The 22,532-nt window shown below is 46.2% G+C and carries 22 protein-coding genes; 13 read left to right on the top strand and 9 right to left on the bottom strand.

Going from position 1 to position 22,532, the window contains the following annotated elements; translation table 11 throughout:
* The first annotated feature begins 20 nt into the window (after window positions 1–20).
* From QZZ54_RS03030 to QZZ54_RS03055, 6 genes are all read left to right on the top strand, one after another.
* Window positions 21–266 carry a GlsB/YeaQ/YmgE family stress response membrane protein gene (locus QZZ54_RS03030; protein WP_290698386.1) on the top strand — a complete coding sequence of 82 codons (246 nt, stop codon included), beginning with the start codon at window positions 21–23 and terminating at the stop codon, window positions 264–266.
* A gap of 184 nt (window positions 267–450) precedes the next feature.
* The gene (locus QZZ54_RS03035) at window positions 451–882 is read left to right on the top strand and encodes a hypothetical protein (RefSeq protein WP_290698389.1); all 432 of its coding nucleotides are present in this window, start codon (window positions 451–453) and stop codon (window positions 880–882) included.
* 401 nt (window positions 883–1,283) lie between these two features.
* A complete protein-coding gene (locus QZZ54_RS03040; RefSeq protein WP_366644965.1) occupies window positions 1,284–1,952 on the top strand; it encodes a DUF1456 family protein in 669 nt (222 codons plus the stop codon).
* Window positions 1,953–1,957: 5 nt separating this feature from the next.
* Complete coding sequence (locus QZZ54_RS03045) at window positions 1,958–2,587, top strand: 3'-5' exonuclease (RefSeq protein ID WP_290698392.1); 630 nt, start codon at window positions 1,958–1,960, stop codon at window positions 2,585–2,587.
* Window positions 2,588–2,626: 39 nt separating this feature from the next.
* Complete coding sequence (locus QZZ54_RS03050; RefSeq protein ID WP_290698395.1) at window positions 2,627–3,043, top strand: hypothetical protein; 417 nt, start codon at window positions 2,627–2,629, stop codon at window positions 3,041–3,043.
* Between the two features lie 21 nt (window positions 3,044–3,064).
* Complete coding sequence (locus QZZ54_RS03055) at window positions 3,065–3,856, top strand: PhzF family phenazine biosynthesis protein (RefSeq protein ID WP_290698398.1); 792 nt, start codon at window positions 3,065–3,067, stop codon at window positions 3,854–3,856.
* 190 nt (window positions 3,857–4,046) lie between these two features.
* Here the strand turns inward: QZZ54_RS03055 and QZZ54_RS03060 are convergent, their stop codons facing one another.
* Complete coding sequence (locus QZZ54_RS03060) at window positions 4,047–4,877, bottom strand: helix-turn-helix transcriptional regulator (RefSeq protein WP_290698401.1); 831 nt, start codon at window positions 4,875–4,877, stop codon at window positions 4,047–4,049.
* Between the two features lie 117 nt (window positions 4,878–4,994).
* Here QZZ54_RS03060 and QZZ54_RS03065 point away from each other — a divergent pair, with 117 nt between their 5' ends.
* Window positions 4,995–6,179: an MFS transporter gene (locus QZZ54_RS03065; RefSeq protein WP_290698404.1), complete on the top strand. Its 1,185-nt coding sequence runs from the start codon at window positions 4,995–4,997 to the stop codon at window positions 6,177–6,179.
* A 59-nt stretch (window positions 6,180–6,238) separates the two neighbouring features.
* On the opposite strand, the gene QZZ54_RS03070 is transcribed toward QZZ54_RS03065, so the two are convergent.
* The 3 genes from QZZ54_RS03070 to QZZ54_RS03080 form a co-directional block, all read right to left on the bottom strand.
* Window positions 6,239–6,697 (bottom strand): YHS domain-containing (seleno)protein, encoded by a 459-nt coding sequence (locus QZZ54_RS03070; RefSeq protein ID WP_290698407.1) that lies wholly within the window; start codon window positions 6,695–6,697, stop codon window positions 6,239–6,241.
* Window positions 6,698–6,791: 94 nt separating this feature from the next.
* Window positions 6,792–8,777 carry a sensor domain-containing diguanylate cyclase gene (locus tag QZZ54_RS03075; protein ID WP_290698410.1) on the bottom strand — a complete coding sequence of 662 codons (1,986 nt, stop codon included), beginning with the start codon at window positions 8,775–8,777 and terminating at the stop codon, window positions 6,792–6,794.
* A 228-nt stretch (window positions 8,778–9,005) separates the two neighbouring features.
* On the bottom strand, window positions 9,006–10,904 hold the full coding sequence (locus tag QZZ54_RS03080; RefSeq protein WP_290698413.1) for a PhoX family phosphatase: 1,899 nt from the start codon (window positions 10,902–10,904) through the stop codon (window positions 9,006–9,008).
* Between the two features lie 203 nt (window positions 10,905–11,107).
* Here QZZ54_RS03080 and QZZ54_RS03085 point away from each other — a divergent pair, with 203 nt between their 5' ends.
* The gene (locus QZZ54_RS03085; protein ID WP_290698416.1) at window positions 11,108–11,677 is read left to right on the top strand and encodes an NnrU family protein; all 570 of its coding nucleotides are present in this window, start codon (window positions 11,108–11,110) and stop codon (window positions 11,675–11,677) included.
* A gap of 19 nt (window positions 11,678–11,696) precedes the next feature.
* On the opposite strand, the gene csiR is transcribed toward QZZ54_RS03085, so the two are convergent.
* Window positions 11,697–12,398 carry a DNA-binding transcriptional regulator CsiR gene (gene csiR, locus QZZ54_RS03090; protein ID WP_290698418.1) on the bottom strand — a complete coding sequence of 234 codons (702 nt, stop codon included), beginning with the start codon at window positions 12,396–12,398 and terminating at the stop codon, window positions 11,697–11,699.
* Window positions 12,399–12,681: 283 nt separating this feature from the next.
* Here csiR and glaH point away from each other — a divergent pair, with 283 nt between their 5' ends.
* The 3 genes from glaH (at window position 12,682) to QZZ54_RS03105 (ending at window position 15,754) form a co-directional block, all read left to right on the top strand.
* Complete coding sequence (gene glaH / locus QZZ54_RS03095) at window positions 12,682–13,632, top strand: glutarate dioxygenase GlaH (RefSeq protein ID WP_290698421.1); 951 nt, start codon at window positions 12,682–12,684, stop codon at window positions 13,630–13,632.
* Window positions 13,633–13,719: 87 nt separating this feature from the next.
* Window positions 13,720–14,928, top strand: a complete 1,209-nt coding sequence (lhgO, locus tag QZZ54_RS03100) for an L-2-hydroxyglutarate oxidase (RefSeq protein WP_290698425.1) — start codon at window positions 13,720–13,722, stop codon at window positions 14,926–14,928.
* A 178-nt stretch (window positions 14,929–15,106) separates the two neighbouring features.
* Window positions 15,107–15,754 carry a methyltransferase domain-containing protein gene (locus tag QZZ54_RS03105; RefSeq protein ID WP_290698428.1) on the top strand — a complete coding sequence of 216 codons (648 nt, stop codon included), beginning with the start codon at window positions 15,107–15,109 and terminating at the stop codon, window positions 15,752–15,754.
* 137 nt (window positions 15,755–15,891) lie between these two features.
* Here QZZ54_RS03105 and QZZ54_RS03110 read toward each other — a convergent pair whose 3' ends face one another.
* From QZZ54_RS03110 to QZZ54_RS03125, 4 genes are all read right to left on the bottom strand, one after another.
* Window positions 15,892–16,824 carry a LysR family transcriptional regulator gene (locus tag QZZ54_RS03110; protein ID WP_290698430.1) on the bottom strand — a complete coding sequence of 311 codons (933 nt, stop codon included), beginning with the start codon at window positions 16,822–16,824 and terminating at the stop codon, window positions 15,892–15,894.
* Between the two features lie 305 nt (window positions 16,825–17,129).
* Window positions 17,130–18,083 carry a tripartite tricarboxylate transporter substrate binding protein gene (locus QZZ54_RS03115; RefSeq protein WP_290698432.1) on the bottom strand — a complete coding sequence of 318 codons (954 nt, stop codon included), beginning with the start codon at window positions 18,081–18,083 and terminating at the stop codon, window positions 17,130–17,132.
* Between the two features lie 120 nt (window positions 18,084–18,203).
* Window positions 18,204–19,724, bottom strand: a complete 1,521-nt coding sequence (locus tag QZZ54_RS03120) for a tripartite tricarboxylate transporter permease (RefSeq protein ID WP_290698434.1) — start codon at window positions 19,722–19,724, stop codon at window positions 18,204–18,206.
* 14 nt (window positions 19,725–19,738) lie between these two features.
* The gene (locus QZZ54_RS03125; RefSeq protein WP_290698437.1) at window positions 19,739–20,203 is read right to left on the bottom strand and encodes a tripartite tricarboxylate transporter TctB family protein; all 465 of its coding nucleotides are present in this window, start codon (window positions 20,201–20,203) and stop codon (window positions 19,739–19,741) included.
* A 692-nt stretch (window positions 20,204–20,895) separates the two neighbouring features.
* On the opposite strand from QZZ54_RS03125, the gene QZZ54_RS03130 reads away from it, so the two are divergent.
* Complete coding sequence (locus tag QZZ54_RS03130; RefSeq protein ID WP_290698440.1) at window positions 20,896–21,243, top strand: RidA family protein; 348 nt, start codon at window positions 20,896–20,898, stop codon at window positions 21,241–21,243.
* Window positions 21,244–21,280: 37 nt separating this feature from the next.
* Window positions 21,281–22,522 carry an FAD-dependent oxidoreductase gene (locus QZZ54_RS03135; RefSeq protein WP_290698443.1) on the top strand — a complete coding sequence of 414 codons (1,242 nt, stop codon included), beginning with the start codon at window positions 21,281–21,283 and terminating at the stop codon, window positions 22,520–22,522.
* The last annotated feature ends 10 nt before the right edge of the window (window positions 22,523–22,532 follow it).

Genomic DNA, 22,532 nt, shown 5'->3' on the forward strand with positions numbered 1-22,532 from the left:
ATATGAAAATGGGGTGAGATATGGGAATTCTGTCATGGGTAATTTTAGGCCTGATTGCGGGTATGCTGGCTAAATGGCTGATGCCGGGTAAAGATGGTGGCGGCTTTATCATCACTACCTTGTTAGGTATCGCTGGTGCTTTCGTTGGTGGTTTCCTTGGTAGTCTGATCGGCCTGGGTGGTATGGATGGTCTGAGTCTTGGCAGCATTGCTACAGCCACAGCAGGTGCATTTATTCTGCTGTTTGCCTATAACAAACTGAAATAAAGTCCCTTATCTGATTGGTTTCATCAGGTTTGGTATGTAAGGTCGTCTGCAGCTTTCCTGTACATGGCCTGCAGCCCTTCACTTAGAAAGAGTTCTCTTATGAGGGCTGTTTTTTTAGTCAAACTGATCTAGCTTGAGCTAAAAGGTTATATCCTATAAGCAAACTGTTTAAAGGTACCTCATTATGATGAATGAAATTCTTGAACTCAGATCTGGTCAAGTTGCCTATATCAGTAGTTTGATGGCAGGTTTTTCTTTGTCTATTGCAGTACAAATTATTCGGGGTAAAGATCAGCGTTTAGTGGCTACAGTTAACTATCTCCTGTTTATTGTTACGACATTGTTGTTTTTAATTGCGTTGTATATTGATGTTTCGATCAGTTTACGGTTAGTTGGAATTGAAAGCTTCACAGAGGAGGCACTTGATGCTATTGGACGAATCAGAAATTTTGGTACTTCTGCAGCAACCTCAGCCTTTCTTTTGTTTATATTATCGATTGGTCTTCTTGGTTGGTTAAAATCAAACCGAACAGGGATCATTAGTACTGTCATAGTTGCGATCACTTTAGCAACCATCATTGTTGCCCGAAACATGATTGTGGGCTTAGATTTTTAGGGCTGAGAGCAAAACTTACCAATGCTTGTATCAGTCCCCTTAGATATAGCTGATAAGTGCGATACTTTGTGATGAAAAGCGGCTAAAGAAGTATCTTACTCGAATGGAAAGTTGAAATACTGCTTCAGTGTCAGTGATTCTGCTGCAGAATATGTGCTTTATGAAAGGCCAACAGCAGGTTGCTTTGCTAAGTGCTATTTAGAATACGCCACACAATTATTATGGTGCTTCGCTATTTATTTGAACGCTATGAGCAAGGGCATGAGATATTTGAAGCCGCCATTACTAGTTCATTTAATTAAATTGAACACTCCTTTGCTTCCGGGGTGCACAATCCAGCCTGTATCAGTGTAATTTATGCTAAAGTGCCTGACTGATTCTCACTTGTCTGGACCTTTTTTGTGAACAATAACGATATTCTGCGCCGCCTTCGATACACCTTTGATTACAGTGATACCAAAATGATCGGTGTTTTTCGCCATGCTGATCTGGCTGTTACCCGGGTACAGCTGACTAGCTGGATGAAAAAAGAGGAAGATCCTGAGTATATTGCTATACCTGATCTTGAGATGGCCACCTTCCTTAATGGGTTGATCATCGAGAAACGTGGTCGACAGGAAGGTGATCAGCCAATTCCGGAACGACGCTTGACCAACAATATTATCTTCCGGAAGTTGAAAATCGCACTTAACTTTACCGCCGAAGATATTTTGGAAGTGCTGGGATTAGCCGGTGTTAGTCTGAGTAAGCACGAATTGAGTGCCCTTTTCCGCAAACAGGGACATCAAAACTTTCGAGAGTGTAAGGACCAGGTTCTGCGTAACTTTCTCTCCGGCTTGCAGCATAAACTGCGAGATACAGGAACGGCTCCTGAGACGGATAAGCCTCTTCGTAAGACTGCCAGTGCAGCGGGTACCTCTGAGAATCCGATGCGTAAGCCATCCGACAAGCCGGAAGTACAGTTTGTTGTCGATAAACCTGCATCGGGCAAAGAGACTGGCAACAAGAGTTCGGTGGATAACAGTTCTGTTTGGGCTAAAGCGTTAGCGAAAAACAGTAAAAAGAGCTAACCGAAATGAAAGAGAAACTGCTGCCGCCGACGAAAGATCAGATAGCGCTGTTTACTCCTTTTAGCGGTATGACGCTGGAACATATACAACAACCAGCTGGAGCTGATGATCTGTCATCAGCGTTGCAGGATCTGCTGAGTTGCCCGTTTGTTGGATTCGATACTGAATCAAAGCCGGTGTTCCGTAAAGAACAGAAATCTGATGGGCCTCACGTAGTGCAGTTATGCACCGCCGATACCGCCTATATTTTTCAGCTGCATGACAAAGAGTCGTATCCGATTATCAGTCAGGTGCTGGAAGCGGAGCAGGTAGTGAAAGTAGGCTTTGGACTCCAATCGGATCGTAGTCAGATCCGGCGTAAATTTGGTGTTGAGATCAAGGGAATCCTTGATCTGGATACCGTCTATCGTAAGTTGGGATATCGTCGCCAATTAGGCGTCAAAGCCGCTATTGCTGTTCAGTTTGGTCAGAAGTTTAATAAATCAAAACGCGTATCGACATCAAATTGGTCGTTGCTAAAACTGAGTGATGCTCAGTTACTTTATGCTGCGAATGATGCTTATGCCGCGCTACGAATTTTTCAGGGTTTACAGGATAACGGCCATGAACAGACAGTACGCGAGCTGGTTCGTTAAGGTTGCTAAGTTGAATTTATTTTATAGGATATTTATAGCATGTTGTTAAAGACCTTTTCTGAACTGCCGGCAATGGAAATTGAGCCAGGTACGGATTCCTCCTTTCTCAGTCACAGCCCGAAAGGCGAGCCTGTTCTGACGGTTGCGTATGCGACTAAGCGCGATTTTCTTTCAGTGCCTAAAACCTTTGCTGCTATTCGGTTTAAAGGCAGCGAGCAGGTGCCTCTGGAGTTTCATGCGGTATCCCGTCAGGATTATCTGGAGCAGATGGAAGTCGCAGACAGCTGGTTTAAGTCAGGCCTTTATGAATTAGAAGTGACCAAGGATTACACCATCCTGCTACTGCTGACCAATGACCGTGCGCTAGAGATTATTCATGGCAGCTATGACGTGTTAGAAGACAGTTATCACTGCGCAGATTCACAAGCAGCGTTGATAAAGCATATTAGTAGCTAGATAAAAGCAGAGGTTCATTTAATGGAACTTGATATTTTTATCGTTGATGCTTTTACACAAGATCAGTTTAAAGGCAACTCCGCTGCGGTTGTCCCATTGGAGGAGTGGATTGAACCTGTATTGATGCAGAAGATTGCAACAGAGAATAATTTGTCTGAAACCGCTTTTATCAAGGTTCTGTCTTCAAATAAATATGAGATTCGCTGGTTTTCTCCCCTTACTGAAATCGACTTTTGTGGGCATGCAACCCTGGCTTCATCCTATGTGATATTGAACCATTTAGGTTGTCATGGCGAGATTGAGTTTTTGACTCTGAAGGTGGGTTCATTAAGTGTTAATCAGTTAAATGATGGCCGGATAGAGATGAGCTTTCCGAATCAATGTCCTGAGCCCCTTAGCGATATACCTCAAGCGCTGTTAAGTGGTTTGTCTTTAAAGCCTGCTCAAGTATTAAAAAATCGACAGGCGTACTTCGCAGTGATGTCTACTGAAGACGAAGTTAGAGCGATCAGATACCGATCTGAACAGCTTAAGCAGTTGGCACCATTAGATGTTGTAGTAACCGCTAGGTCCAATGAGTACGATTTCATCTCGCGTTACTTTTGGCCTGCAAACGGTGGTGATGAAGACCCGGTGACCGGTTCTATCCATTCAGGCTTGGCACCATATTGGGCAGAACAGCTATCCAAGTCTGATTTAGTTGCATACCAAGCCTCACAGCGCGGCGGTGTCCTGTTTTGTCGTGTAGTGAAAGATCGAGTATTAGTGTCGGGCTTTGGTGTTCTATACCTGCAGGGTAAAGTTTACGTATAGCTGGTCGTTGATGTAAGAAAGGTATAAAGGGTCAGATTCTTTTTAGGGGGATTACTATACCCTCTTACAAAGCACTAAACTCAAATTAACCCATCCCAGTTAATCAAGAAGGCTCTCCTAGCCACGAGCAAGCGGCGAAGCCGCGTCTAGCAAGTCGCGAAGCGACGTTCTAGCCACTGTTTTGAGCGCTTCACAGCTCAAAATACCTCCCCGGTGTTTTGCCTAAGGCTTTTCTAAACATAGTGATAAAAGCGCTTTGACTGTTGTAGCCCAGGTCCTGAGCAATGTTGGCAACAGAATCTCCCTCGGCAATACGCGTTAATGCTGCGAGTAAACGAGCTTGTTGTCGCCATTGTCCGAAGGTCATACCGGTTTCCTGTCGGAAGTGGCGCGCCAGTGAACGGGCGCTGGTACCAAATTGTTTGCCCCAATCTTCCATTGAGCGTTGATCAGCTGGATTTTCCCTTAACTGTGTCGCGATCTCTTGCAGTAGTTTGCTTGTGGGGTGGGGCAGGTGGAGTGGAACTTCTGGTGTCAATTTTAACTGATCAAGAAATACATCTACTACTCGTCCTTCAACGCCAGTGTCGTCATATAGTGTTTCAAAGTTAGTCATCTCCAGAATCAGCTCTCGTAGCAGCGGCGTGACATGCATAACCTGGCATTGAGAAGGTAAATGTTTTGCTGCGTCTGGAGATATGTATACATTGCCCATCCGTACCGAGTGAATGGTGCGGGCATCATGTTCAATAAAGGCTGGAATCCAGACCGCTCGATGCGGCGGTACAACCCAATAGCCTACATTCTTAGCCGATACCTGAATTAAGCCATCGGAGATAAACAGCAGCTGCCCCCAGCCGTGGCTGTGGAAGGGTGAGTAGAAGCCCGCTGCATGATCCAGATTACGTACAACTACTTTGCGAGGTACATGCTCGAGCCGATTAACCGGTTTCCCATTTACTGTGAGCCAGTGTTTAGGGATTTCCGGTAGTTCTGTCTGTTTCTCGATATAAGTTGTCATGCTTTATTGTATACGCCATATGCTTTGTTTTTTAAAGTAGCTTAACTTATTAATTGAGTAAACCTGTCAGGTATTGCTCGTGTAGACAGCTCTTGTTCTCATTTTGGAGAAACTGCAGTGAATTTTATCCGTCGTCCCGAGATGTTTCTTTTTTTGATGGCCGCCGCGATGCCATTGTCTATGGGGGTCTGGATGGCATTGTTGAATAATTTTGCCATTGAACAGGCCGCTTTTACCGGCGTTGAGATAGGTATCTTGCAATCCTTGCGGGAGATTCCTGGCTTTCTATCATTCGGCGCGGTGCTGTTGTTAGTCGTATTGCGTGAACAAACACTGGCATTGGTATCGATGTTACTGCTGGGCCTTGGCACAGCGATGACCGGTTTTTTCCCCACCGAGATCGGCTTGTACTGTACAACGGTGTTAATGTCGCTTGGTTTTCACTACTACGAGACCATGAATCAATCTCTGTCTCTGCAGTTATTCAGTAAGGAGGAGGCGCCACATAGGTTAGGCCAGATGGTGGCAATAGGCTCATTCGCCAGCTTGATGGCTTTTGGGCTAGTGTGGTTGGCACTGGATATTTATGGACTATCGATGCAAACCGTTTATCTTTTGGGTGGCGGTACGACGGTTGGAATTGCCCTGTTCTGCTGGTTGGCGTTTCCGCGTATGGTCGGAAAGGTTGAACAACACAAAAAACTGATTATCCGCAAGCGCTATTGGCTCTATTATGCACTGGTGTTTATGGGTGGTGCTCGCCGGCAGATCTTCATGGTATTTGCCAGCTTTCTGATGGTTGAAAAGTTCGGTTTTTCCGCTGGTGAGATCTCGATTATGTTCCTGGTGAATGGTGCGTTGAATATGTTTTTTGCACCTAAAATTGGCAAGCTGATCGGCCATTGGGGTGAACGTAAGACTCTGACAGCGGAGTATATCGGGCTGATTGTAGTGTTCACTGCCTATGCGGTTGTTTCAGACCCCTGGATAGCAGTAGGACTGTATATTGCAGACCATTTGTTATTCTCAATGGCGATAGCTCAAAAAACTTACTTACAGAAAATTGCCGATCCTAAAGACCTGGCGTCCACAGCCGGAGTATCCTTCACTATCAATCATATTGCAGCAGTGGTGTTGCCTGCGGCCTATGGCTTGCTCTGGATCATCTCGCCAGCGGCGGTATTTCTTACCGGTGCCGCGATGGGAGGAGTGTCGCTAGTACTCGCACGGATGGTACCTGAAAACCCCGAACCAGGGATCGAGGTTGTTAGGTTTAAACGCAAGGCTGTAGAAGCGCAATAACCAGGTTGTCATTGTATGACATTATAGAATGTGATCAGCGGGGAAGGGTAGGGAAAAGACTATCTGGTTATTTCTTGCCAAGCTTTGTCAGCTTGTTGCTTATAAGTTTCCCAGTTACCGTTGAGCCAGCGTTGGCGACCATGTTCAGCATAGAACAGATGTAGTTTGTCACCGAAAAACTCCCAGACAGTACCATCCGTGCGAACAAGACCTTCACCGAGGCTAAGTGCGTTGGAACAATGGCCGTTATACTCCGGTTTATATTGGCTGGGGTCCGCCGCAAATTTTTCTGCTGAAGCCTGACTGGAAAAACGCCATTCAGCGCCACCCCATTCAACGGTGAAAGCTTTCTTACCTACTAATTCGTTGTGGCTGCTGCGTACTTCAGCAGAGTGATATGCCACCGTATCATGGCCCTCAATTGCGAGACCGCCGAAATAGCTTTTACTGACAGGTTCAGAGGCAAAGCAAATATTGCTGATAATCAAGATCAGTAGTAATAAGGGAGTGTTTTTCATAAGGCTTCAGGCTTGTTGGTATCTGTCCCAGTATAGGTAATAACTGAGAATAATTCTCAGAAGAAGTGGTGACTTGAAATGGTTATCTCAATCCTCAATATTCTTCAGTAGATATCTCTGCAAAACAGTAACTGTTACCACCATCAGATTTAGCTTTATACATCGCTTGATCGGCTTCATGTAGTAATGACTCTAATGGTTGTCCTTTAAAATGGATGGCTATGCCGATGCTTATTCCAACGTTAAGGGGTACTCCATTGTAAATAATGGGCTGTTGTATGGCTTCAATGATACGTACGGCTATGACTTTCAGATGTGACCTTTTACCGGGGGCGGGAAGTATCGCAGCGAATTCGTCACCGCCCAGGCGGGCCAAAGTATCGCTCTCACGCAAAATCAGTTTTAACCGTTCACTGAACTGTTGTAATACATAATCCCCTGCACCATGGCCGTGATCGTCGTTTATAGATTTGAAACTATCCAGGTCCAGATACATTAGGGCGAGAGAGCCTTTATTACGTTTAACGCGAGCCCGTTCAAGTTCCAATACTTGGGTGAATAACCTGCGGTTACAGAGCCCGGTGAGGGGGTCATGGTGGGCAAGGTGATGAATTTTTTGCTGGGCTTTAATGTTCTTATACTGCACCCGGTAATACATCAGAGTGCCGATGCCGGTAATCAGGGTGACGATTAAAAAAAACAGAGTCAGCGGGGGTGATGCATCACTGAGGTCCATTTCAATAATTTCAGGTCTTACCAGAGTGACTAGCTTCCATACAGGCCACTGTTGCTTTGATGCTAAGCTGTTAAGGGCTTCGATGGGTTGACTGGTTTCTACCGTCTCAAAAATAAAGTAACCGTAGGGCGACTCTACAAACCCTTTTTCATTTGAACTGATCGTTTCCCATACACCAGGATAGAACTTATCCATGGTGCGGTCTTTGTATTGGGGATACATAAAGGCCCAGGCTGCATCTTTCTCTCGACCTGAAATCCAGTAACCATCGTCATTGAGCAACATCATTTCGCCGATTGAAGTGGTAGCTGACAGTTTCAGCTGCTTTATCAGTTCTGAAGCATTGAGGTTGATAATTACGATACCCTGCTTAATCCCCTGAGGGTCAGTGACGGGTGCAGCGGTTCGAACAATTGGCTTAAAAGGTAGCTCTATACGTCCTCTCTCAATATTCAAATCCATGGGTGAGATATAGATTTCGTCAGGGTTTAATTTAAACGAGTCAGTGAAGTAATAACGATCGGATTTATCCTGAAGTTTGGCGTCACTGACAACTAGCTGACCCTGGTAGTCCTGGTTGATCCTGAGCTTTTCTATCCCTTGACTATCGATAAAACGGATCTGTTCATAGGATGGTTTTATTTTTGATAGATTTAGATAATCAGCAGTAAGCTCAGATAAAGCACCTGGCTCATTGATTAGTAGGTTTTGCAGGTTAACCTGGCGGGCGAGCATTAACGTATCCAGAACCGTGTTATACACCTTATGCGTTAAATTTTCTCTGATTAGATATAGCTGTTGTTGCTCCTGATCTATCAGTTGAGAGGTGTGGGTGTGTTTTTGTTGATGAGTAATGTTGACCAGAAATAACAGAAACAAACTCAGGCAGAAAAGATAAGAAGCAAGCAGAAAACCTCTTAAGGCAAATTTTTGTGCTTTAGGTGAGGGGGCATGAGAAGTGGCCGTACTATCTGCGGCCAGATAGTAGTGAATAATCAGTACCGTCATGGTGGCGAACAGAACACCATCTAAGATCAGGATTAGGAGGTCGCTGGTCGAAACTATTATCAAAGGGAAGATCAACATTAATAACGTTTCGGCACCAAACGCAAACACCCCCGTTTGCAGCAGCATGGACTCTGGCCGTAGATGCGCTCGGGGTCTTAGTTTTCCTTTGCGTAACAGATAGCGAGTGACTAAGACTGCGACAGTGGCAACACTACCGGCGTCAATAAAGATTTCAAGCCAGAAATAGCTTTTGCTGATATGTAGGGATTGTACAAAGCTCATCGCCAGAACTTCGGCTGCCACCAGGACAGCAAAAAGGAACACGCGGGCTAACATAGTAATTTTGTTCCGAGCCGCTTTATAAACTGAGTGCTGAGCACTCTGCATGGCGGGGGAGACGCATCTGCAAAATCAAAAATCTGTTTCACGTTAGGGACTTAGCTCTGTGTTTTAGCTAGTAGTGATTCCCATACTAACAGAGCAGTGTAGATGAAAATACTTGCAAAGATGGCAAATTGGGGACACAAAAAAGCCCCCAAAAGGGGCTTTTCTTCTATTACCTATTTAGGCACCAACGATACCACCATCAACACGCTGTACCGCCATGATAGTCGAGCGAGGTTTACTGGCTCCGCCAGCAGGGAAGTGAGATGGTTTATCCTTCTCACCTGGGTGCTGCACGCCCACAAACAGAGTACGCTGATCCGGAGAGAAGGTGAGGCCTGTGATTTCACAAGCAACCGGGCCAGTCGCAAAACGACGGACTTCTCCGGTTTCAGGGTCGGCAACCAGCATCTGGTTGTTACCCATGCCCGCGAAATCACCTTCGTTAGAGTATGAGCCGTCAGTCAGAATCCAGAGACGGCCATCATTATCAAAACCAAGTCCATCGGGGCTGTTAAACATGTTTTCGTCATCGATATTAGCAGAACCGGCATAAAAGTCTTTGTGTATGGTCGGGTTACCGGCAACCAGGAATAGATCCCATTTGAAGGTAGTTGCCGTGTTATCGCCGTTGGTTTCAGTCCAGCGAACGATCTGACCATACTTATTGCTTGCACGTGGGTTAGGGCCGCCAACCGGCTGATTGTCTTTCTTACCGCGGTTCTTGTTGTTGGTCAGGGTGCAGCAAACAGTTTTGGTTTTAGGATGAACCGCAACCCACTCCGGACGATCCATGGTCGTTGCGCCAACGACAGTGGCTGCTTCACGGGCATAGATGACGACTTCTGCCTGGCTGTTGAAACCGTTCTCTTTAGTCAGTCCGTTCTTACCGTAAGTCAGTTCTAGCCATTCACCTTTGCCTTTTACTTCACCTGTTTCAGCACTGAAACGGGAAACATACAGAGTACCTTCATCCAGCAGGCTGCGATTAGCCGCTTTGTCTTCAGGGTTGAATTTGTTCTTGGTGACAAACTTATACAGATGCTCGCCACGCTCGTCATCACCCAGGTACACAACGACGTGCCCATTGTCGGCGATAGTGACTGCTGCGTTTTCATGCTTGAAACGGCCCAGTGCGGTCCGCTTCATCGGAGTAGAACTGGGATCCATCGGATCGATTTCTACAACCCAGCCGTGGCGATTAGGTTCATTTGGTTCTTTGGTGATATCGAAGCGGTCATCGAATTTGAACCACTTATATTTGCTGTTATCTTTCAGACCGTAGCGTTTCTCATGATCATTCAGTGCAACACCAGGCTTAGCAAAGTAGCCGTTGAAGTTCTCTTCACAAGTCAGATATGTGCCCCAGGGTGTTTCCCCATTGGCGCAGTTATTGAATGTGCCTAACACCTTGGTGCCTGTATTGTCAGCGCTGGTTTTTAGTAAGTCGTGTCCAGCGGCAGGTCCAGCAAGCATCATTGCGGTGTTGGCAGTGATACGGCGGTTATATTCAGACTCTTTACGGTATTCCCATCCATCTGCAGTGCGCTTGATTTCAAAGATTGAAACCCCGTGTGCGGCTTGCGCTTTTTTCACATCATCGGCGGTCATTGTGTCGCCTTTGTGATCAAACAGCAGTTTATAGTTAGTGTATTCGTTGTTAACAGCCAGCAGCGCTCTGTCTTCAGATAAGGGAAAGAAGGTCATGCCATCGGTGTTGTCACCGAATTGACCCGCTTGAGCGCTGGCCGGTTGTCTGCCACTCTCATCAAACATCGGTGCGCCTTTCAGGATAGGGTCACCCCAGGAAATCAGCGGTTTTGCAATATAACCTTCTGGAACAACAAAGGTATCTGCCGTGCTGGTAGGGATTTTACTGAAACCCAGTAACTTACTTTTTGGATTGGTTGTAGCAGCAATGGCCGCAGTCAAAGGGTTTGCAGCCAGGAAAAGACCCATGGCGGTCGCGCCACCTTGCATAAAGCGGCGACGGCTCAAACCGGCATCGATAATTTTGCTGAAATCAGAGTCTTTTTCGGCGAGCATCGCAGAGTCGGCTTGCAGTTGATCTTTGTTCATTCTTAAACCCTTAGAAAAAAATGTGAGTGGAATAGATTTATAGAAAGCAGACTAGACTCTATGTATGTATCTTAGATGACTTTAATATGACGGACTGATGACACTGGGGTCAAAGCTTTTTGTTTGCTATAACCAATATAAAAGATAGTTATATGTAGCCTCTTTATGTTTATCTACATCTATATTTTTCAAAGGAAATTACTATGCTGGCGTTAGTGTTGGGTCTGATTCTTTTTCTGGGTATTCACTGCATCTCCATTGTGGCAGAGCCACTGCGTAACCGGGCTGTTGCCATCAGCGAGATCGGCTGGAAGCTGTTTTATGCGCTGGTCTCTTTATTGGGGTTGTGGTTGATTGCTATCGGTTATGCAGAATCCCGGCTTGATCCATCCATAATCTATGTCACCCCAGGGTGGATGCGTCATCTGGCAGCATTATTGTTACTGCCGGTGTTTGTGTTATTTCTGGCGCCGTACTTTCCTGGGAGAATAAAGCGAATAGTGGCGCACCCTCAGTTAATTGCGGTAAAGCTCTGGGCAGTGTCTCACCTGTTGGTTAATGGCAGTCTGGCTGATCTTATGCTGTTTGGTGGTTTTCTTGCCTGGGCTGTTGTTGATCGTATATCAATGAAACGACGTCAACAGCGCCCATTGCCAGGTGCACCTGAGTCTGGCTTTAATGATGTGATTCTGATTATTATCGGACTTGTGCTCTATGGCGTTACTGCGGTTTGGGCACATAAGTGGTTAATCGGTGTGGCACCATTCGGTTGAGTGACGGTTAACGTCGGATTTAGCGATCCAGCGTTGTGAGTCCCTGGCTGGTTTCAAGTGCCCGGCTGGGGCTCAGAAGATGTTCTCGTATCAGTTCTCGTGCGTTGATACTTGCGCGCTCAAGGAGGGCTTCAATCAGGCTTTCATGCTCTTTCTGATTGGCATCAAATACGGTGCTTTCAGCCATGTTTTTATTTAGCCAAAGGTTTCTGTATCGGGATGCTTTTTCGTACAATGAACGGCGTACCTGCATCAGGGTGGGAGAATCGCAGCCAATAGCGATTGAGGTATGGAAGGCCTGATGGCGACGTTCCCATTCCTGTGGGTCTTTTTCTACCAGGTCACCAAATTTACGCATTTTATGAGCCGCCGCCATAATGCCAGCTTCCCACTCATCATCACCTTTCTCGATTGCCAGACCGATGCAGAGGGCTTCTATCTCTGCCCGGGTGGCGTAGATATCTAGCATCTCCTCTCGGGATACCGGATGCACCTTGAATCCCCGTTGATTTTCAACCACCACCAGTTGCTCGATTAACAGTTGCGACAAGGCTTCTCGCAGCGGGCTGACGCCTACTTGATAACGTTCTTTCAGACGAGTCATCTTGAGCTTTTCGCCGGGTTGAAAGTAGCCGTTGAGAATATCCTGTTTCAGTTCACCTACCACTATTAGGGCAGAGTTGTTCCGATTGTTGTCTGCTTCTACAGGGGATTTAATCATTATTAATTCGGCTTAGTTGGCTGTTTTTTAAGGATTTATGCTTGATCTATCACGCTATTCTAAAGTAACGACATTAATTAGTTAAGAGAAGTATATAAAAATAATGTTGACGATATGATAAAATGTCGACATTATTGCTCTGCGTTGCTACTGACTCAATCTATACGGCCCTGTTTCAGAAGCGGATAGCACCCCATTGAATTGATAAGAACTCCAGTACCTGGCCGTTGTACCTGAAGAGAGTTCGTTAAACAAAAACAGATACAGTTTAGGAGAGAAGAATATGACAGCTCTATTACGTGAAGTTGAAACGACTGAACCACAAGGTTTTGCCGTTGCTCCCTATGCCGCGAATAAGCGTTTACAGGTTGTTACTCTGACAACAGAGACCATTGTTGCTTTTGCTGAGGCGATAGCAGAATGGCCAGTACAGGCGCTGGAATATAAGCCATTTCTTCGTTATGCCGTTGCCGACAAGCTTGATGCTATCACCGGCTATTCCCTGGGTAAGTTTCTTAACGACACTATTCAGAACCGTGATACCGGAGCCTTCCTGCTGCAATATGAAGGTGAACCTCAGATAGAAGCGGGTGAGGAGCGCACTGAATTTGATGTTAAATTGTCTACGGCGATCTCACATCTTATCGGTATGCCAAATCATGATGCGATGTACGGTAAGTATTATGCTCGTTTCACGGTATTGAACGATGATAATTCTGATAGTTACCTGCGTCAGGCGCACCGCCGAATGGAACTTCATAACGATGGTACTTACGTCAATGAGCGTACTGATTTCGTATTGATGCAGAAGCTTGGCGAAGCGAATATGGAAGGCGGAGAATCTCTACTGCTGCACGTGGATGACTGGGCTGAACTGGATCGTTTCTATCGTCATCCTTTGGCTAAACAGGACATTGTATGGGGCGCTCCGAAGTCTAAAAATATAGAATCCAAGATTGAGCATCCGATCTTTTTTGAAGAAGACAAAAACGGTAAGCCGCACATGCTGTTTATCGATCAGTTTGCTGAGCCACAGAATATGGCTGAAGGTATCTATCTGTATGAGATGGGTAAGTCTTTGGAAGAGGATGAAAACTTCTTCCGTGTTCGTTTGCCCGTTGGCACTATGCTGGTAGTTCAGAACCATTGTTGGCTGCATGGTCGTGACAAGTTTGTTGCGCATCCGCAGCTAAGTCGTGAATTGCTGCGTCAACGTGGTCATTTTACAAAGTAATTCAGAGCACCAATAAGCGCTGATATACTTCGACGGAGCTGTAATAAGGGCTCCGTCGTTTTTTTGTTTTCTGAAGGGTGAATAATAATGACATACGATTACATCATCATCGGCGGCGGTATCGTCGGTATGTCTACCGGATGGCAGCTACAACAACGTTATCCTGAAGCCAATATTCTGTTGCTGGAAAAAGAGGCTGTTTATTCAAAGCACCAGACGGGCCACAACAGTGGTGTTATCCATGCGGGGGTATATTACGCTCCGGGAAGTCTTAAGGCACAGTTTTGTAAAGCGGGCGTCGCCGCGACAATGAAGTTTTGTGATGAGAACAATGTGCCCTATAACCAGTGCGGTAAGTTGCTGGTGGCCACTACCGATCAGGAAGTGGAACGGATGCTGGCGCTGTATAAACGCTGTGATGAAAATGGTATCGATGTAGAACTGCTTGATGCCGACCAGCTACATGCCCGTGAACCCAACATTATTGGCATGGGTGCGATCCTCGTTAAAGATACCGCGATTGTGAATTACCAGCAGGTAACGACCAAGATGGCGGAACAGTTTGTTGGCTTGGGTGGCGATGCTCGTCTGAATCATAAGGTGATTGGCCTGAAGGAAACCTCTGATGAGGTGATCATTGATGCTTTGCATGATGGTCAAAAAGTCAGTTTTAAAGGTCGATTCCTGATTACTTGTTCCGGGCTGATGGCGGATCGCACGACGAAGATGCTGGGCATTAAAACTGACTTTCAGATCATTCCTTTTCGGGGTGAATACTATAAGTTACCCGAAAAATATAACCGGATCGTGAATCATCTGATCTATCCAATTCCTGATCCAGAGTTACCGTTTCTGGGTGTTCACCTAACCCGAATGATTGATGGTTCTGTTACTGTCGGGCCAAACGCGGTACAGGGCTGGAAGCGGGAAGGGTATGGAAAGATTAATATCAGTTTGCGTGATATCTGGGATATGGTGACTTTCCCAGGGTTCTGGCGGGTGCTTAAGGATCATATAGGTACTGGTATAGTTGAAACTAAGAACTCTCTTTGGAAACCGGGTTACCTGAAGTTAGTGCAGAAGTACTGTCCACAATTAAAGGTGGAAGACTTGCAACACTATCCGGCGGGAATTAGAGCTCAGGCAGTGATGAACGATGGATCACTGGTTCACGACTTCCTGTTTGCTGAAAGTCCACGTTCGCTGCATGTCTGTAATGCCCCATCACCCGCGGCTACTTCAGCTATTCCTATTGGCGAGTATATTTGCGACAAAATAGTGAAACAGACTGCTTAACTAATATTTATAGTTATTAGTTAAACATTAATGCACCCTAGGGTGCATTTTTCGTCTATAAGCTCTGTTCGCTATATGTATGGATCTCCTGTAGCCTGAAGTTTCAAAGCATTTTCCTTGTGAAATACCCGCTTTATATCAAGCCATCTGCTATTCACTTTATCCGTCAGGAAACAGTATGGCAGTCAGAGTCCGTTACGATACCCATGAGTTTGATAAGGTCGACATTCATTTGCGCTCACTGCGCAGTAACCAGGAATTTGAAGATGATAAGGGCGAAGCTGAAGCGTTAGGTATCTCCTCTGCCAGCTGGCCTCTCTTCGGTATTGTCTGGCCTTCAGGTCAAGTACTGGCCCATCACCTGTTTCAGACCGATTATAAAGGTAAGCGAATTTTAGAAGTTGGTTGCGGAATCGGCTTGACCAGTGTGCTATTGAACCATCTCGAGGCCGATATAACGGCGACTGATTACCACCCTCAGGCGGAAGCCTTTATGCAGTGTAATACTGATCTCAATGATGATTCCAAAGTGCCTTTTGTTCGGACAGGCTGGGCTGATGCGGTAACCGATATCGGTAAATTCGATCTGGTGATTGGCAGTGACCTGCTGTATGAAGATGAGCATGTCGGTCTGCTAGCGCAGTTTATCTGTCAGCACTGTAAGCCTGAGAGCCAGATTATTTTGGTCGATCCTGGTCGCGGACGGCACGCACGCTTTAGTAAGCTGGTGGCAAAAGAGGGTTTTAATCTGAAGCAGGTCAAACCTGAGCAACCGGGTTATTTAGAGAATCCGTTCAAAGGTGTGATCCTTAATTATAGTCGTTAATCAGTTCTGATAAGTCTTAGGTATTCTGTCGTCTCTGTTTTTCTATGGCAGCTTAAATAATTAGGCTTACGTGATATATGGCCCTTACCTCTTATTTCCATAAGGAGCCGTTAGTCTTTCGTATTCTAGTTGGAGTTTTATTGGCCCCAACACAGAAAACGCTCGGGATTATCGATCACATCTTCGATTCGCTTGCGTAGCAACTCGGCAAACTCCAACGTGATCATCGATGAAGGTGCTTCTGATGGGAACATCAGGCCGACACGTAGATGTACATCGGGCTGAAAACGGCGGAATACCACTTTTCCAGGCTGTGCGTAGGTGGTGTAGCTGAATGCGGAGATTGGATCTAACACGCACACACCAAGTCCTCGCTCGACAAACTTAAGTGCCGGTATAAAGAAACGGGTTTGCAAACATACGTTCATACGGAGTCCGCTGGCTTCGAATAGCTGCATTAAATCGTGGAAGATCATGTGATCGGGGTGCAACGTTATCATCGGCTCTTCGTCGAGCATTGCCGGTGTGATTACTTCGTGCTCTGCCAAAGGGTGGTTTGCAGGAATTGCGCAGGTACATAGCAGTTCGAACATCTGATTCCTGCCGCCATTTAACTGGTGCATGGACATCTCTGCTAAGCCCAGGTCGTATTGGTTAGAGGCTATCCACTCAACTACGGAGTCGGAAGTTCGGGTCTGTAAGGATGCTTGCACGTTGGGATGTTCTTCTAAATAGTCAGCCAGAATCTCGGGTATAAAGAAGTTGGATGGACCCGGCATACAACCAATACGTAGAAAGCCGTACTGTTTGTTCTGAATGTCCTGCACTGTTTGGCTCAGGTCCTGAATTCGGGAGAAAATTGCTGCTACCTCATTGTAGAGATAGTTAGCCTCGGGAGTAGGGTAGAGTCGCTTCTTTCGCCGTTCAAATAGCTGGAAACCGATATCTTCCTCCAGAGAACTCAGCATCATGCTCACCGCGGGCTGGGTTCGATATAGCTGCTTGGCAGCCTGAGAAACCGAGCCGGTCAACATTACCGCACGAAAGGCTTCCATCTGTTTGAGGTTCATCGCTCTACCTTAGAATATTAGTTTTGCTTATGAATGATGTTAGAAATCATGCGTTAGATTATGTTATAAGCAGAAATACACTTAATATCAACTCTGAGGCTATGAGATAGCATTGCTACAGAAGCAATTAGCGAGCGTATAAACGCTAAGGAAGGGATCGAGCAGGCCTGTTTTATTGGTAACTATCGGCGACTTCGATTGAGGGCTCTGATTTGAACGTTGGAATTAGGTATGTTTCGGAGTAAAACTCAACGTCAGCGGGATACCGGGAGGTATCGTGCTGACGTTGACTCTCAGAGGGACAGTTACTTTTTCTTGCTAACGCGCAATGCTTCGGCTGTGTAGATGCCGTAGGTTACTTTCAGGTCTGTAATCCACTCAGGACCATGGCGAAAGTCCACAAGGGCGCCAATGTTTTCGTATGCTTCCAGTACTTTAGGGTCTTTCATGACCTTAGCAGTAGCTGCAGCTAGTTTGTCTGCGACTTCCTGAGACACACCTTTAGGTGCAAAAACACCGGACCATCCGCCAAAACTACCTTTGATTCCGTAATCAGCGAAAGTTGGTACGCCTGGGAATGCGTCCATTTTCTGGTTAATTACCAGCGCGCGAGCGCGATCAGCCTTAACATGGGGGCCAAATGCTGGTGGGAAAGAGACTGCTGAGTCGATGTGTCCGCCTACAACTGAAACCATGGAGTCAGCGGCACCTTTGGCATGGACGTACTTAACCTTATAGCCGGCCTGATCGGCAATGATATTCGCCATGATGGTACCTGAAGAAGATGCCCCCCAAGAGCCTTGAGTCACTCTATTATTTTTTGCGCCGGCGATAAAATCGTCAAATTTTTCATAAGGGCTGTCTTTGGCTACGACGATAGCCAGCGGGACAGAGGTGTATTTTACAATCGGCGTAAAGCTATCGAAATTATATGGCGTATTGCTGAAGTTCGGAGTAACCATCATATTACTCACACCTGCATTTATAAGAGTGTAGCCGTCGTTTTTAGCACGAGCTACAAACGAGGTACCCACTATACCGCCACCGCCTGTCTTATTAATAACAACCACCGGTACACCCAGCTCTTTTTCCATGGCATCAGCCCAAATACGGGTAGTTAGGTCGGAGTCACCACCAGCCCCCCAAGGAACGATCACGTTGATCGGTCTATCGGGGTATGCAGCCAGTGCTGCGCCAGAAGCAAAGGTTACGGCCAGTGCTGCTGTCAGTGTTGCCAGTGTTTTCTTAGGGTTTTTCATAGTTACGACCTTTGGTTTTTTTTATTTAGGTTTAACGTTATTCACAGAATATGTTGCCTTTATCAGTTGCATAACAACGACTAGGTTCGGACCCTGTGAAGGGGAAATTGTGTTTTCTGGTCAAGCAGTTTTCTCTATGTCAGGAGCTGCTTTTTTTGATGTTTTACTTCGGACTCTCATGCTTGAGTAAACAAAGAAGACGGACAGCGCGATAAACACCCAGGAGAACGGTGAAGCAAAGAACAGATGATAGTCGGTGCCAACAATGGACATTGCCTGATCCAGGTTCTGCTCCAGGAATGGTGTCAAAATAAAGCCGATGATAAATACTGCCGGATTCAATCCAACCAGCTTCATTCCATAGCCCATCACGGTGAAGGCGATTAGCACTAGGATATCGTCCATGTTCTGGCCTGCGGTAAAGGCACCGGTAAAGGCAAACACGGTGACACAGGGGAAGATATAGTAACGGCGTAGTGATGCCATCTTGACGAAAAACTTGAAGCCTGCGCGGGCGATACCTAGCAGGAACAGATCGGTGATCAGGAAGCCTGCGAAGATTGCGTAAATGGTTTCCGTGTGCTCGAAGAATATCATCGGGCCGGGGGTCAGGCCGTGAATTAGGAACGCTCCCATCAGCAATGCCGCGACATCGTCACCCGGAATGCTCAATGTCAGCATCGGTATCATGCTAGAGCCGCATACTGCGTTGTTAGCAGATTCTGCTGCGGCAATGCCTTCGACTGAACCTTTGCCATACTCTTCAGGTTTTTTTGCGGTACGTTTTGCTTCGCCGTAGGCGATAAACGCTGCAGTACTCGAACCCAGCCCTGGCAGAGCGCCTACGAAGGTTCCGATTCCACTGGATTTTAGGATGGTACCGAACACACTCCGGTACTCTTTGAAGCTGATTCGGTTGTCAGCTGGATTGGGGGAGTGGGTAATAGTCATCTCATGGTGAGGAACCTTTCGTCGACGGATTACATTGAACACTTCAGGCATCACCAGGATTCCGATTAGCATCGGGGTAAAAGTAAAGCCACCCATCAATTCGGTATAACCAAAGGTGAATCGGGACGCTCCGGTAATCGTCGACATACCTACCATCGCAAATAGCATACCCAGGCAGCAGGAGAGCAGACCGCGGGGGATAGACTCACCAGCCATGGAACCGATGACAGTAAAGGCAAATAACAGTAGGAATACTTTTTCTATCGGCCCGGCCTGCAACGAGATCAGAGAGATGGGTGCCGCAACTAGGATAAGTACCAAGGTCGCCAGCATCTCGCCGGAAACCGATGCAAACAGCGACATATCCAGTGCCTTGCCTGCTTTACCGGCTTTGGTCAGTGCATGTCCATCGAGAGCGGTCAGAAAGGATGCTGCGGCCCCAGGGGTATTGATCAGGATGGCAGAGATCGAACCTCCATAGATACCGGCTTTATAGACGGCTAGCAGCATGGTGATACCGATGATCGGATCGACATAAAAGGTCATCGGTAAGATGATAGCGATCGCCATGATGGCAGAGATACCCGGTATGGCGCCAAAAGTAATACCGATGACGACGCCGGCTATAATGCCCAGAATCGGGCCCACTGCTAAGATCGAAGAGAAGCCGCTAATAATATTATCAAACATCTGATTATCTCCCTTTATAGAGTCCAGGTTGGCAGGTACACGCGCAGAAACTCTCTAGATCCGTAGTAGATCAGTAGGGGGGTGATAAGCGACGTTGCAACGATAGGAACCCAGTTTCGGCCCCCGAGGAGGAGCGCGACAGAGATCATGATAAAGGGTGTTGCTACCATGAATCCGACATAAGGCACTACGAGCCAATAGACAATAAATATCCCTATATAAATAAAGATACCGGAGAAACCATTTGTGATGATGACTTCCTGACCTTCGGGCTTGGAGCCTTGGGCTAGCTTTCTAAGGGACTGGATAGCGATTGTAGCCGCAAAGAGAATGATCAGGCCTGCTACGACACGAGGCAAAAACATAGATCCAAGGTCACTTTCTGCACCGCCTTCAACGAGATTATCGTTGGTTAGAATGATCAAAGAAACGATGATAAGAAACGTTGATAAGCCGATGTCTATTATTCGTCTGTCCATGGTGTTACCTGAATAGTTATTATTTTTATTGACCTTGGTGAACCGTTGAATAGTCGCTGTATAAGTCGTTTATGCTGTTGTGATAGCCAAACTTTCTATGCAAAAGGTCACTAATGCATCCAGTGTAGTCAAATTAATAATAGAAGAATATTCTAAAAAATATTTGATTATATAAGTTTTTCTTATGTTATTTCCTGTGTGATGTGCGCCCCTTACCAGAGTGGGCATAGGTAAAAACCGAGCTGCTAAGGCTCCTTTGTTCCTAAAGTTGCCAGAGATAGCCTGTTACTGGGGAGGAGTAAAACGCTGCCGTCGATAAATATGAGTTGAAGCGACATGTTTTAGTTGAGGAGGGAAAATTAGAAATTGATCGACCTTGTAGGAGGGTCGATCATTCTACTACCAGTTTAATTTGGTTGAAGAGATAGTTCTGTTTATTTTTGGTATTAGTGTGAAATCAGCGTCGGACGATAATGTTCTTAATATAAGAAAATCTGATGATATGCTAAATATTATCGATTTGGAATTATGTAGTTTGACGTCAATACTAGCTGTAGTAAGGGCCATGTCTGAATCGTTTAAGGCAATTGGTCGACTAGAAAAATAAAAGAAGAGCCTGTCCTTGGGTAACTACGTGACTTTGGCTACCAGTTCAAATTATGAGCTGTGAACAACTAAAAAGTGAGTAAAACATGATCCTACGCCAACATTCTAATCAACGTATGAGTCAGCTGGTGAGCTTTGCTAACCTGGTCTGGACAGCAGGCCAGGTGGCGAAAGACCCATCCGAGGACATGGCTGGTCAGACCCGTCAGATTTTGGCACAGATCGATGCGCTCCTAACAGATGCCGGTACTGATAAAAGCAATCTGATCAGCGCGAACATCTGGGTTTCAGATATCCGCCAATTTGCTCAGATGAACGAGGTCTGGGATACCTGGGTTGATAGCGAAAATCCACCGGTTCGAGCTTGCGTGGAATCTCGTCTGGCACGACCTGAACTGTTGGTAGAGATTCAAGTAATCGCAGCTAAAGCTTAAAAATTTAGAGGCGTGATGATCTCATCACGAAGTGAGTATGGAAAGTAAACATATTGGAATTTTAGGTGCCGGAATCGTTGGTCTATCAACCGCACTTTACTTGCAGAAAGCGGGTTACAAAGTGACGTTGATTGATAAAGAGGCTCCAGGAATGGGCGCGTCTTTCGGTAACGCGGGCTTATTTGCAGATTACGCTCGTTTGCCGTTTGCTAAGTTTGCAATGATGCGAAAAATGCCCGGGATGCTGCTGGATAAAACCAGCCCGCTCTCCATGCAAGGCAGCTATTTACCCTCATTGATACCCTATGGCTTGAAGTTTGTTAAAGCCTGCTTTCCAACAAAATACGTACAAGGTAAGGCGGCACTTAAATCGCTGCAAGAGCATACACGACTCACTAATCAAGAACTATTGGATCTCACTGATGCTCAGGGACTGATTAGATCCGAGGGTTGTTTAGGGCTTTTTGCAACAGAAGATGGTTTTGCCACCGCCCAAAGTGGCGATCTGCAGGAACGCAGAGAGCAAGGTGTCAATCTCAAATTTCTTAATGCCCGTCAGGTTCATGACCTAGAACCGGATTTAGCCGACTTTCATGCGGGTGGCGTTTTTTACCCTGATACTCGCTTCACGATAAGCCCGATTGAATTAAGCCGACGTTACGCGCTCTACTTCACCAACAACGGTGGGAAGATACTACAGGATGAAGTACAAACAGTGTTGCCTAACGATAATGAAGTGTTGGTAAATCTAAGTGACAGCACCGCCAAATTTGACCAAGTTGTGATCTGTACAGGTTTCGCATCTAAAGAGATTCTGGCAACTCTGGGGGTAAAAGTCCCAATGGTAAGTGAGCGTGGTTACCACCTAACACTGGATACCGGTGCTAAATCACTCAGCCGCCCAGTAGGATGGTTGGATAAAGCGGTTTTCCTTACCCCGATGGAAGACGGTATGCGCTTGGCAGGAACGGCGGAATTTGCATTCGCTGATGCCCCACCAAATCCGCAATGTGCCGACGAGATGCTGAAACACGCGAAGGTGATGCTGGGTAATAATCTATCGATCAAATCGTCCTGGGTAGGCAGTCGTCCATCGACGCCAGATTCACTTCCGGTTATAGGTGCACTGGAGCAACACCCACGAGTGAAAGTGGGTTTTGGTCATGGCCATCTAGGGCTAACCTTCGCAGCAATAACCGGCAAACTAATTACAGAAAGCATACAGGGGCAGGCATCAACGGTAGATCTGAAGCCATTCGCCGCCGCTCGCTTTAACTGAGAGAATATTT

Origin of the sequence: Amphritea sp., from assembly GCF_016744155.1 — a bacterium.
Classification (GTDB): Bacteria; Pseudomonadota; Gammaproteobacteria; order Pseudomonadales; family Balneatricaceae; genus Amphritea.

Excerpts from the sequence above, each read along its gene's own strand:
- QZZ54_RS03105 (WP_290698428.1), top strand. The coding sequence starts at position 15,107 with ATGGCAGTCAGAGTCCGTTACGATACCCATGAGTTTGATAAGGTCGAC.
- QZZ54_RS03075 (WP_290698410.1), bottom strand. The coding sequence starts at position 8,777 with ATGTTAGCCCGCGTGTTCCTTTTTGCTGTCCTGGTGGCAGCCGAAGTT.
- QZZ54_RS03055 (WP_290698398.1), top strand. The coding sequence starts at position 3,065 with ATGGAACTTGATATTTTTATCGTTGATGCTTTTACACAAGATCAGTTT.
- lhgO (WP_290698425.1), top strand. The coding sequence starts at position 13,720 with ATGACATACGATTACATCATCATCGGCGGCGGTATCGTCGGTATGTCT.
- QZZ54_RS03045 (WP_290698392.1), top strand. The coding sequence starts at position 1,958 with ATGAAAGAGAAACTGCTGCCGCCGACGAAAGATCAGATAGCGCTGTTT.
- QZZ54_RS03060 (WP_290698401.1), bottom strand. The coding sequence starts at position 4,877 with ATGACAACTTATATCGAGAAACAGACAGAACTACCGGAAATCCCTAAA.
- QZZ54_RS03080 (WP_290698413.1), bottom strand. The coding sequence starts at position 10,904 with ATGAACAAAGATCAACTGCAAGCCGACTCTGCGATGCTCGCCGAAAAA.
- QZZ54_RS03110 (WP_290698430.1), bottom strand. The coding sequence starts at position 16,824 with ATGAACCTCAAACAGATGGAAGCCTTTCGTGCGGTAATGTTGACCGGC.
- QZZ54_RS03135 (WP_290698443.1), top strand. The coding sequence starts at position 21,281 with ATGGAAAGTAAACATATTGGAATTTTAGGTGCCGGAATCGTTGGTCTA.
- QZZ54_RS03115 (WP_290698432.1), bottom strand. The coding sequence starts at position 18,083 with ATGAAAAACCCTAAGAAAACACTGGCAACACTGACAGCAGCACTGGCC.
- QZZ54_RS03070 (WP_290698407.1), bottom strand. The coding sequence starts at position 6,697 with ATGAAAAACACTCCCTTATTACTACTGATCTTGATTATCAGCAATATT.
- QZZ54_RS03030 (WP_290698386.1), top strand. The coding sequence starts at position 21 with ATGGGAATTCTGTCATGGGTAATTTTAGGCCTGATTGCGGGTATGCTG.
- QZZ54_RS03085 (WP_290698416.1), top strand. The coding sequence starts at position 11,108 with ATGCTGGCGTTAGTGTTGGGTCTGATTCTTTTTCTGGGTATTCACTGC.
- QZZ54_RS03035 (WP_290698389.1), top strand. The coding sequence starts at position 451 with ATGATGAATGAAATTCTTGAACTCAGATCTGGTCAAGTTGCCTATATC.
- csiR (WP_290698418.1), bottom strand. The coding sequence starts at position 12,398 with ATGATTAAATCCCCTGTAGAAGCAGACAACAATCGGAACAACTCTGCC.
- QZZ54_RS03125 (WP_290698437.1), bottom strand. The coding sequence starts at position 20,203 with ATGGACAGACGAATAATAGACATCGGCTTATCAACGTTTCTTATCATC.
- QZZ54_RS03050 (WP_290698395.1), top strand. The coding sequence starts at position 2,627 with ATGTTGTTAAAGACCTTTTCTGAACTGCCGGCAATGGAAATTGAGCCA.
- QZZ54_RS03130 (WP_290698440.1), top strand. The coding sequence starts at position 20,896 with ATGATCCTACGCCAACATTCTAATCAACGTATGAGTCAGCTGGTGAGC.
- QZZ54_RS03120 (WP_290698434.1), bottom strand. The coding sequence starts at position 19,724 with ATGTTTGATAATATTATTAGCGGCTTCTCTTCGATCTTAGCAGTGGGC.
- glaH (WP_290698421.1), top strand. The coding sequence starts at position 12,682 with ATGACAGCTCTATTACGTGAAGTTGAAACGACTGAACCACAAGGTTTT.